Source organism: Pseudomonas sp. MWU13-3659 (assembly GCF_023757525.1).
GTDB lineage: Bacteria > Pseudomonadota > Gammaproteobacteria > Pseudomonadales > Pseudomonadaceae > Aquipseudomonas > Aquipseudomonas entomophila_E.
Genome location: NZ_JAMSHW010000027.1, coordinates 52,025 through 62,769, shown reverse-complemented (window position 1 = coordinate 62,769; position 10,745 = coordinate 52,025). Strand labels below are relative to the sequence as shown.

General features: G+C 64.4%; 6 protein-coding genes. 1 reads left to right on the top strand and 5 read right to left on the bottom strand.

Annotation, left to right across the window (positions count from 1 at the left end):
• Nucleotides 1-18: 18 nt before the first annotated feature.
• The 4 genes from NGM28_RS23590 to NGM28_RS23575 all read right to left on the bottom strand — a co-directional run bounded on the left by NGM28_RS23590 (nt 19) and on the right by NGM28_RS23575 (nt 3,975).
• Nucleotides 19-1,347 carry an MFS transporter gene (locus NGM28_RS23590; protein ID WP_252091715.1) on the bottom strand — a complete coding sequence of 443 codons (1,329 nt, stop codon included), beginning with the start codon at nt 1,345-1,347 and terminating at the stop codon, nt 19-21.
• Nucleotides 1,348-1,392: 45 nt separating this feature from the next.
• Nucleotides 1,393-2,586, bottom strand: coding sequence for an L-2-hydroxyglutarate dehydrogenase (gene lhgD / locus NGM28_RS23585; protein WP_252091713.1), 1,194 nt, complete (start codon nt 2,584-2,586; stop codon nt 1,393-1,395).
• A 103-nt stretch (nt 2,587-2,689) separates the two neighbouring features.
• The gene (locus NGM28_RS23580; RefSeq protein ID WP_252091711.1) at nt 2,690-3,400 is read right to left on the bottom strand and encodes a FadR/GntR family transcriptional regulator; all 711 of its coding nucleotides are present in this window, start codon (nt 3,398-3,400) and stop codon (nt 2,690-2,692) included.
• A 221-nt stretch (nt 3,401-3,621) separates the two neighbouring features.
• Nucleotides 3,622-3,975, bottom strand: coding sequence for a hypothetical protein (locus NGM28_RS23575; protein ID WP_240065195.1), 354 nt, complete (start codon nt 3,973-3,975; stop codon nt 3,622-3,624).
• A 271-nt stretch (nt 3,976-4,246) separates the two neighbouring features.
• Here NGM28_RS23575 and NGM28_RS23570 point away from each other — a divergent pair, with 271 nt between their 5' ends.
• Complete coding sequence (locus tag NGM28_RS23570; protein WP_252091708.1) at nt 4,247-9,112, top strand: NAD-glutamate dehydrogenase; 4,866 nt, start codon at nt 4,247-4,249, stop codon at nt 9,110-9,112.
• 71 nt (nt 9,113-9,183) lie between these two features.
• Here NGM28_RS23570 and gltA read toward each other — a convergent pair whose 3' ends face one another.
• The gene (gltA, locus tag NGM28_RS23565; RefSeq protein ID WP_240065197.1) at nt 9,184-10,473 is read right to left on the bottom strand and encodes a citrate synthase; all 1,290 of its coding nucleotides are present in this window, start codon (nt 10,471-10,473) and stop codon (nt 9,184-9,186) included.
• Nucleotides 10,474-10,745: the final 272 nt, after the last annotated feature.

The following is a 10,745-nucleotide window of genomic DNA, read 5'->3' as shown; positions in this document are numbered from 1 at the left end:
GGCGTCTGTAACGGGGGCTCAGTTCTTCGACTTCGAATGCCGCCAGCCTTGGTCAAAGCACGCGAACACCACCACCAGCACCCCGGCCACCGCCAGGATCAACGCCACGCCATCGGTGGAGTGGGTCGCCGATCCCGCCACCAACGCCAGCCCACCCAGCGGCGCCAGCCCGCCGGCCACGGCGGTGCCGATCTCGCGCCCGGTGCCGAACCCGGACGAACGCGTCTGGGTCGGGAACTGCCGGCTGAGGAACGACCCCTGCGGCGCGAACATCATCGGCGCCAGGATCCCGGTGCCCACGGCGATGGCCAGGTAGATCATCATCGGCTCGCCGGTCGACAGCAGTTGCAGGAACGGGAACGCGAACAGCGCCGACAGCACCCCACCCAGCATCAACACGGTCTTGCTGCTCCACTTGTCGCACAGCCAGCCGAAGAACGGCACGGCGAAGATCGCCACCAGGCTGGCCAGGGTCACCGACAGCGAGGTGACATGGGCCTCGACACCCTTGAACTGGGTCAGGTAGGCCAGCGAGAAGGTCTTGAAGATGTAGCTCAGGGCGTTGTAGCCCACGGCCACGAAGAACACCACGGCCAGGCCCTTGAGGTCGTTCTTGAACAGCAGCTTCAGCGGCGACACCTGCGGCTTGTCGTCGGCCTTGTCCAACTGCTTGAAGTCCGGGGTCTCGGGAATGCTCTTGCGCACCCACAACCCCACGGCCACCAGGACGATGCTGGCGATGAACGGGATGCGCCAGCCACCGGCCAGCAGGAACTCATTGCCATTCATGGTCAGCAGGTACACGGTCAGCGACGACAGCAACAGGCCCAGGTTCAGCCCCAGCGCCGGCCAGGCGCCCTGGCTGCCGCGCTTGCCTTCGCTGGCGTGCTCGTAGGAGGTCACCGCCGCGCCAGAGAGTTCGGCGCCAGCGCCCAGGCCCTGGATGATGCGGATGATCACCAGCAGGATCGGCGCCCAGATGCCGATGGTGGCGTAGCCCGGGATCAGCCCGATCAGCGCGGTGCACACCCCCATCATGCAGAAGGTGATCACCAGCACCTGCTTGCGCCCGAAGCGGTCGCCCAGGTAGCCGAACAGCACGCCGCCGAAGGGGCGGGCGATGAAGCCGATGGCGAAGGTGGAGAACGCCAGCAGCGAGGCCACCGCCGGGTTGCTCGGGTCGAAGAAGATCTTCGAGAAGACGATCGCCGCCATGGTGGCGTAGAGGTAGAAGTCGTACCACTCCAGCATCGAGCCGAAGATGGTTGCCGCCGCCACCTTGCGCAGGCGCTTGCGTTGCTGTTCGGGCGTTTCGGTCGCGGCCAGGGCCGCCTCGTGTACCGACATCGAAGGTTTCCTTATTGTCTTTGTAGTTGTGGGTGCAGCGGATGTTCAGCGGGCCTTGAGGATTCTCTCGGCGATCATTTGGCCGATGGGGATGGCCGAAGTGGCGGCCGGCGACGGGGCGTTGCAGACGTGGACCATGCGCGGGGTCTCGGCGAACAGGAAGTCGTGCACCAGGGTGCCGTCGCGCATCACCGCCTGGGCGCGGATGCCGGCCTCATAGGGCAGCAGGTCCTCGACCTCGAGCGATGGGCAGTACTTGCGGCACTGCTCCAGGTAGCCGCGCTTGAATAGCGAGTTCTTCATCTCGGTGGTGCCGGAGCCCAGGTTGTTCCAGAGGGTTTTCCAGAAGCCGGGGAAGCGCGCGTACTCGGCGACATCGCGCCAGTTCACCGAGAACTTGCGGTAGTTCTCCCGGCCGAAACCCAGCACCGCGTTGGGGCCGACGGTGACGCTGCCGTCGATCATCCGCGTCAGGTGCACGCCAAGGAACGGCAGTTCGGGGTCGGGGATCGGGTAGATCAGGTGGTTGACGATCTGGTTCTTGCTCGCCGGCAGGCGGTAGTACTCGCCACGGAAGGGGATGATCTGGTGGTCGATCTTCACCCCGGCCAGGCGCGCCAGGCGGTCGGACTGCAAGCCGGCACAGGCCACCAGCTGGCGGGCGCGCCAGGTGTGGCTGTCGCTGGTGACGGTGACATGGTCGGCGTGCTCCTGGATGGCGCGCACCGTGGTGGACAGGCGCAGCTCGCCACCGGCCTGCTGGATCACCTTGGCCATGGCGTTGCACACCTGCGTGTAATCGACGATGCCGGTGGCATCGAGGAACAGCGCGCCCTTGCCGACGATGTTCGGTTCCCGCTCGCGCAGTGCGCCGGCATCCAGGCGCTCGACCTTCAAACCGTTCTGCTGCGAACGTTCATACAGCGCCTGCATGCGCTGCACTTCCAGGTCGTTGGAGGCCACCAACAGCTTGCCGCACACCTCGAAGGCGATGCCGTGCTCGCCGCAGAAGTCCTTGGTGGCCTGGGCGCCGCGCTTGCACAGGTCGGCCTTGAGGCTGCCGGGCGCATAGTAGATACCAGCGTGGATCACGCCGCTGTTGTGGCCGGTCTGGTGGCGGCCGAGGCTGGCTTCCTTCTCGAGGACCAGCAGCGAGGCGCCGGGGCGCTGCTCGAGCAGGGCCATGGCGGTGGCGAGGCCGACGATGCCGCCGCCGATGATGCAGTAGTCGTAGGTCATGCAGGGTTACCTTGGTGTTCTTGTCGGTGGATCTGCTTATCAGGTTGTCAGACTAACTAGTGCGCGTGAAAACCTCGCCAGGTCGCGATGAGGTTCTCCGGGGTCAGTCGAGGGCGGGGAGGTCGAGTTTCAAGCGTTTGGCCGAGGCGCGCAGGTGGGCTTCGGCGCAGGCCGCTGCTGCCTGCCGGTCGCCGTCGGCGATGGCCAGGTACAGCGCCCGGTGCTCGCGCAGGGCGTCGGCCGATCCACCTACCGCTGGGGTGGCGGAGTTTTCCCAGGCGGTGCGGCGCGCGGCGGCCAGCTGGCCGCCGAGGAAATCGTGGAAGGCGACGAAATAATCGTTCTTGCTAGCTTCGGCGATGGCGCGGTGGAAGGCCACGTCGGCGGCCGAAGCGGTGGCGAAGTCGCTACGTGGGTCTTCCATGGTCTCCAGGGCGGTGGCCATGCGCTTGAGGTCTTCGTCATCGCGGCGGCGGGCGGCGATGGCGGCGGCCTGGGTCTCGATCCACAGGCGCATCTCGAACATCTGCACCAAATCCGGCGTGCGCCCCTGGCTGCCGGGGAAGCGGAATACCGTGCCGCTGGGCGTCTGCGAGATGTAGGAACCGAGCCCGCGGCGGGCGATCAGCACGCCGTCGGCCTTGAGCTGCGCCACGGCCTCGCGCACCACCGAGCGGCTGACATTCAGTTGTTCGGCCAGTTGCTGTTCGGTGGGCAGGCGCGATTCGGCGGCCAGGCGGCCGGCATCGATTTCGCCGCGGATGGCGCTGACGACTCGTTCGACGAGGGTGTCGGGGCGCTGGAGCTGGAGCATGGACAATGGTTTCTTGTTGGTCAGGTTGTCAGACAATGCCTTTGGCAATGGTGGCCTGTCAATATCCTGGTGGTCTAAACGCTACCCGTGTAGGAGCGGCCTTGTGCCGCGAAAGGGCCGCAGCGCGGCCCCAGGATCTCGGCGGCGAAGCAGAAATTACCGGGGCTGCTGCGCAGCCCTTTCGCGGCACAAGGCCGCTCCTACAGGGGCGATGTATTGGTTCAGATCTCGGACACGAACGTCCCGGTCCCGTCGAGGATATTGCGCAAGGTCAGCGCCACTTCCTCCAGGTCGCTGCCGGCAGACGTCAGGATGATCTCCAGCGACTCATCCCCCCTCAGCGCATCACGGTCCCCCGGCGCCACCTCGATCAGCAACCGCTCGGCGCTCAGGGTCACCTTGAGCCCATCCAGTGTCGACGGCTCGTCGTCCAGCGTGAGGTCGACGGTGTCCTCGTCCGGATAACGGGTCAGCAGGAACATCTGGCCCTTGTCGCTGTGGCAGCACAGGGTCGCCATGTTGTCTTCCTCGTCGTCGCAGGGGGTGGCGAAGAGCAGGGCGGTTTTCAGTTGCATGGGCGGCTCGGGTCAATGGAAATGAACGGGAATTCTGACAGCCTTGCCCGTCGCGATAAACGTAAAGTTACCGCCCCTTGACCGAATATGTCGCAGCGCTGCAAGCCGCAGTGACCGTTCAGTCGTTAAGCTCCCCAGTCGGTGGACATGACGCTCATGTCCAACGCCTGGTTTTACCGTCCGGCTTGCCGCGGGTTGGCTATCGTTGATCCGTACGTGGCGGACGCATGCGACGCTTCACCTATAACAAAGCCCAAGCGGAGTACCACAGATGGCGTTTTTCACCGCAGCCAGCAAAGCCGACTTCCAGCATCAACTGCAGGCGGCCCTGGCGCAGCACATCAGCGAGCAGTCCCTGCCACAAGTGGCGCTGTTCGCCGAACAGTTCTTCGGCATCATCTCTCTGGACGAACTCACCCAGCGCAGGCTGTCGGACCTGGCCGGCTGCACGCTGTCCGCCTGGCGCATCATCGAGCGCTTCGACCCCCAGTACCCGCAGGTGCGGGTCTACAACCCTGATTACGAACGCCACGGCTGGCAGTCCACGCACACCGTGGTCGAGGTGCTGCACCACGACCTGCCATTCCTGGTCGACTCGGTGCGCACCGAGCTCAACCGCCGTGGCTACAGTATCCACACGCTCCAGACCACCGTGCTCAGCGTACGCCGTGGCGGCAAGGGCGAACTGGTCGAGTTGCTGCCCAAGGGCACCTCGGGCGAAGGTGTCAGCCATGAGTCGCTGATGTACCTGGAGATCGACCGCTGCGCCAACGCCGCCGAGCTCACCACGCTCACAAAAGAGCTGGAGCAGGTGCTGGCCGAGGTGCGCGGCGTGGTCGCCGACTTCGAGCCGATGAAGGCCAAGATCCGCGAATTGCTGGAGCTGGTCGAGCAGAACGCCTTCGGCCCGGCGCAGAACGACAAGGCCGAGGTGAAGAGCTTCCTGTCATGGCTGCTGGACAACCATTTCACCTTCCTCGGCTATGAAGAATTCACCGTCGCCTCCGACGCCACCGGCGGCCACCTGGTCTACGACGAGGGTTCGTTCCTCGGCCTGACGCGCCTGCTGCGGGCGGGCCTGGGCGCCGATGACCTGCGCATCGAGGACTACGCCGTTGCCTACCTGCGCGAGCCGCGCCTGCTGTCGTTCGCCAAGGCCTCGCAACCGAGCCGCGTGCACCGCCCGGCCTACCCGGACTACGTGTCGATCCGCCAGATCGACAAAGACGGCAACGTCATCAAGGAATGCCGCTTCATGGGCCTGTACACCTCGTCGGTGTATGGCGAGAGCGTGCACACCATCCCTTACATTCGTGGCAAGGTCGCCGAAGTCGAGCGCCGTTCGCACTTCGACCCGAAAGCCCACCTGGGCAAGGAACTGGCCCAGGTATTGGAAGTGTTGCCGCGCGACGACCTGTTCCAGACCCCGGTCGACGAGCTGTTCAGCACTGCCATGTCGATCGTGCAGATCCAGGAACGCAACAAGATCCGCGTGTTCCTGCGCAAGGACCCGTACGGCCGCTTCTGCTATTGCCTGGCCTATGTGCCGCGCGAGATCTACTCCACCGAAGTGCGGCAGAAGATCCAGCAGGTGCTGATGGAGCGCCTGAAGGCCACCGACTGCGAATTCTGGACCTTCTTCTCCGAATCGGTGCTGGCCCGCGTGCAGTTGATCCTGCGCGTCGATCCGAAGAACCGCATCGACATCGACTTGCAGCAACTGGAAAACGAAGTGATCCAGGCCTGCCGCTCGTGGCAGGACGACTTCTCCACGCTGGTGGTGGAGAACTTCGGCGAAGCCCACGGCACCAACATCCTCGCCGACTTCCCCAAAGGCTTCCCGGCCGGCTACCGCGAGCGCTTCGCCGCGCATTCGGCGGTGGTCGACATGCAGCATGTGCTCAACCTGTCGGAAGCCAAGCCGCTGGCCATGAGCTTCTACCAGCCGCTCACGCAGTTGGGCGAGCGCCAGCTGCACTGCAAGCTGTACCACGCCGATACGCCGCTGGCGCTGTCGGACGTGCTGCCGATCCTGGAAAACCTCGGCCTGCGCGTGCTCGGTGAGTTCCCGTACCGCCTGCGCCACGCCAGTGGCCGTGAGTTCTGGATCCACGACTTCGCCTTCACCTACAGCGAAGGCCTGAACCTCGACATCCAGCAGCTCAACGACACCTTCCAGGACGCCTTCGTCCATATCGTCAAGGGCGACGCCGAGAACGACGCCTTCAACCGCCTGGTGCTGACCGCCGGCCTGCCATGGCGCGACGTGGCACTGCTGCGCGCCTACGCCCGCTACCTCAAGCAGATCCGCCTGGGCTTCGACCTAGGCTACATCGCCAGCACCCTGAACAACCACACCGACATCGCCCGCGAGCTGACCCGGTTGTTCAAGACCCGCTTCTACCTGGCGCGCAAGCTGACCCAGGACGACCTGGACGACAAGCAGCAACGCCTGGAGCAGGCGATCCTCACGGCCCTGGACGAGGTCCAGGTGCTCAACGAGGACCGCATCCTGCGCCGCTACCTGGACCTGATCAAGGCGACGCTGCGCACCAACTTCTACCAGCCGGACGCCAACGGCCAGAACAAGTCCTACTTCAGCTTCAAGTTCAACCCGAAACTGATCCCCGAGCTGCCGAAGCCGGTGCCCAAGTTCGAGATCTTCGTCTATTCGCCACGGGTCGAGGGCGTGCACCTGCGCTTCGGCAACGTCGCCCGCGGCGGCCTGCGCTGGTCGGACCGCGAAGAGGACTTCCGCACCGAAGTGCTCGGCCTGGTCAAGGCCCAGCAGGTGAAGAACTCGGTGATCGTGCCGGTGGGCGCCAAGGGCGGCTTCCTGCCGCGCCGGTTGCCGTTGGGCGGCAGCCGCGACGAGATCGCTGCCGAAGGCGTGGCGTGCTACCGCATCTTCATCTCCGGCCTGCTCGACATCACCGACAACCTCAAGGACGGTGGCGTGGTGCCGCCATTGAACGTTGTCCGTCACGATGACGACGACCCCTACCTGGTGGTGGCGGCGGACAAAGGCACCGCGACCTTCTCCGATATCGCCAACGGCATCGCCATCGACTACGGCTTCTGGCTGGGCGACGCCTTCGCCTCGGGCGGCTCGGCCGGCTACGACCACAAGAAGATGGGCATCACCGCCCGTGGCGCCTGGGTGGGCGTGCAGCGCCACTTCCGTGAGCGCGGCATCAACGTGCAGGAAGACCCGATCACCGTGGTCGGTGTCGGCGACATGGCCGGCGACGTGTTCGGCAACGGCCTGCTGATGTCCGACAAGCTGCAACTGGTGGCGGCGTTCAACCACCTGCACATCTTCATCGACCCGAACCCGGACCCGGCCACCAGCTTCGTCGAGCGCAAGCGTCTGTTCGATTTGCCGCGTTCGGCCTGGAGCGACTACGACACCAGCATCATGTCCGAAGGCGGCGGGATCTTCCCGCGCAGCGCCAAGAGCATCGCCATCAGCCCGCAGATGAAGGAACGCTTCGCCATCGAAGCCGACCGCCTGACCCCGACCGAGCTGCTGCACGCGTTGCTGCAGGCACCGGTCGACCTGCTGTGGAACGGCGGCATCGGTACTTACGTCAAGGCCAGCACTGAAAGTCACGCCGATGTCGGCGACAAGGCCAACGACGCCCTGCGCGTCAACGGTAACGAACTGCGCTGCAAGGTGGTGGGCGAGGGCGGCAACCTGGGCATGACCCAGCTCGGCCGTGTCGAGTTCGGCCTGAACGGCGGCGCCACCAACACCGACTTCATCGACAATGCCGGTGGCGTGGACTGCTCCGACCACGAGGTCAACATCAAGATCCTGCTCAACGAGGTGGTGCAGGGCGGCGACATGACCGAGAAGCAGCGTAACCAGCTGCTGGGCAGCATGACCGACGAAGTCGCCGGCCTAGTGCTGGGCAACAACTACAAGCAGACGCAAGCGCTGTCGCTGGCGGCCCGCCGTGCCCGCGAGCGGATCGCCGAGTACAAGCGCCTGATGGCCGACCTGGAGAGTCGTGGCAAGCTGGACCGCGCCATCGAGTTCCTGCCCACCGAGGAGCAGCTGGCCGAGCGCCTGGCCGCCGGCCAGGGCCTGACCCGCGCCGAGCTGTCGGTGCTGATCTCGTACAGCAAGATCGACCTCAAGGAACAGTTGCTCAAGTCGCTGGTGCCGGACGACGACTACCTCACCCGTGACATGGAGACGGCCTTCCCGCCGTCGCTGGTGAGCAAGTTCGCCGATTCGATGCGCCGTCACCGCCTGAAACGCGAGATCGTCAGCACCCAGATCGCCAACGACCTGGTCAACAACATGGGCATCACCTTCGTGCAGCGCCTGAAGGAGTCCACCGGCATGAGCCCGGCGAACGTTGCCGGCGCCTATGTGATCGTGCGCGACATCTTCCACCTGCCGCACTGGTTCCGCCAGATCGAGGCGCTGGACTACCAGGTCCCGGCCGAGATCCAGCTGACGCTGATGGACGAGCTGATGCGCCTGGGCCGTCGCGCCACCCGTTGGTTCCTGCGCAGCCGCCGTAACGAGCAGGACGCCGGTCGTGACGTCGCCCACTTCGGGCCGGTGCTCGCGCAGTTGGGGCTCAAGCTCGACGAGCTGCTGGAGGGGCCGACCCGCGAGCGCTGGATGGTTCGCTACCAGAGCTTCGTCGAAGCCGGCGTGCCGGAACTGCTGGCGCGCATGGTCGCGGGGACCACCCACCTGTACACCCTGCTGCCGATCATCGAGGCCTCGGACGTCACTGGTCATGACCCGGCGCAAGTGGCCAAGGCGTTCTTCGCCGTGGGCAGTTCGCTGGACCTGACCTGGTACCTGCAGGAAATCAGCAACCTGCCGGTGGACAACAACTGGCAGGCCCTGGCACGCGAGGCGTTCCGCGACGATATCGACCTGCAGCAGCGGGCGATCACCATCTCCGTGTTGCAGATGGCCGATGCGCCGGACGACATGGACGCCCGCGTCGCACTGTGGTGCGAGCAGCACCGGGTGATGGTGGAGCGTTGGCGCGCCATGCTCGACGACCTGCGCAATGCCACCGGTACCGACTATGCGATGTACGCGGTGGCCAACCGCGAGCTGGTCGACCTGGCGATGAGCGGGCAGGCGGTGGTGATTCCGTCCTGAGCCTTGCGTTGAAGTGAAATGAAAAAGCCCCGGCATCACTGCCGGGGCTTTTGCGTTTCAGCGACTGGCGCTTACTTACGGTCCTTCAGCTCGACGATGTCACGCTGCTCGTAACCGGTGTACAGCTGGCGCGGACGGCCGATCTTGTACGGGCCGGAGAGCATCTCTTTCCAGTGCGAGATCCAGCCCACGGTACGTGCCAGGGCGAAGATCACGGTGAACATGCTGGTCGGGATGCCGATGGCTTTGAGGATGATGCCCGAGTAGAAGTCGACGTTCGGATACAGCGAGCGCTCGATGAAGTACGGATCGGTGAGGGCGATCTCTTCCAGGCGCATCGCCAGTTCGAGCTGCGGGTCGTTCTTGATGCCCAGCTCGCCCAGGACTTCGTCGCAGGTTTGCTTCATCACGGTGGCGCGCGGGTCGCGGTTCTTGTACACGCGGTGACCGAAGCCCATGAGCTTGAACGGGTCGTTCTTGTCCTTGGCCTTGGCGATGTACTTGTCGATGTTCGAAACATCGCCAATTTCATCGAGCATGGTCAGTACGGCTTCGTTCGCACCGCCGTGGGCCGGGCCCCACAGTGCGGCGATGCCGGCGGCGATACAGGCGAACGGGTTGGCACCCGAGGAACCGGCCAGACGTACGGTGGAGGTGGAGGCGTTCTGCTCGTGGTCGGCGTGGAGGATGAAGATCCGGTCCATCGCCTTGGCCAGCACCGGGCTGATCGGTTTGATCTCGCACGGGGTGTTGAACATCATGTGCAGGAAGTTTTCCGCATACGACAGGTCGTTGCGCGGGTACATCATGGGCTGGCCCATGGAGTACTTGTAGACCATCGCCGCCAGGGTCGGCATTTTCGCGACCAGGCGCACGGCGGAGATTTCGCGGTGCTGCGCGTTATTGATGTCCAGCGAGTCGTGATAGAACGCCGACAGTGCGCCGACCACGCCGCACATCACCGCCATCGGGTGGGCGTCGCGGCGGAAGCCGTTGAAGAAGGATTTCAGCTGCTCGTGAACCATGGTGTGGTTCTTCACGGTGCTGACGAACTGAGCTTTCTGTTCAGCGTTGGGGAGTTCGCCGTTCAGCAGCAGGTAGCAGGTTTCGAGGTAGTCCGATTGTTCGGCCAACTGCTCGATGGGGTAGCCGCGATGCAGCAGGATGCCCTTGTCACCGTCGATGTAGGTGATCTTCGACTCGCACGAGGCGGTCGCCATGAAACCAGGGTCGAAGGTGAAGTGGCCGGATGCCCCCAACCCGCGGACGTCGATAACATCGGGACCAACGGTGCCGGTTAAAATGGGCAGCTCGACGGGGGCATTGCCCTCGATGACCAACTGCGCTTTTTTGTCAGCCATGTGGCCTCCTATTAATGCTTGAAATCATCAGACAGACCCCCCACGCAGGGCCCGCACCACTATAGAGGGATAAATTCGAATGTCAATTTGCCTAAAGGCTGGTTGAAACGCCCTCTGGAGCCTGGTTTTTCGCGAAATTCCCGCCCATTTACGCCTTTTGTTCATTAAAGGCAATGCGCTATTCGGGCGAGTCCCTCACGTTGTCATGAGCAGCCTAACTGTCTATACTCGGCAGCCGACTCCCAGGGGCTTTCAAGCCTGTCCTGCTGGGT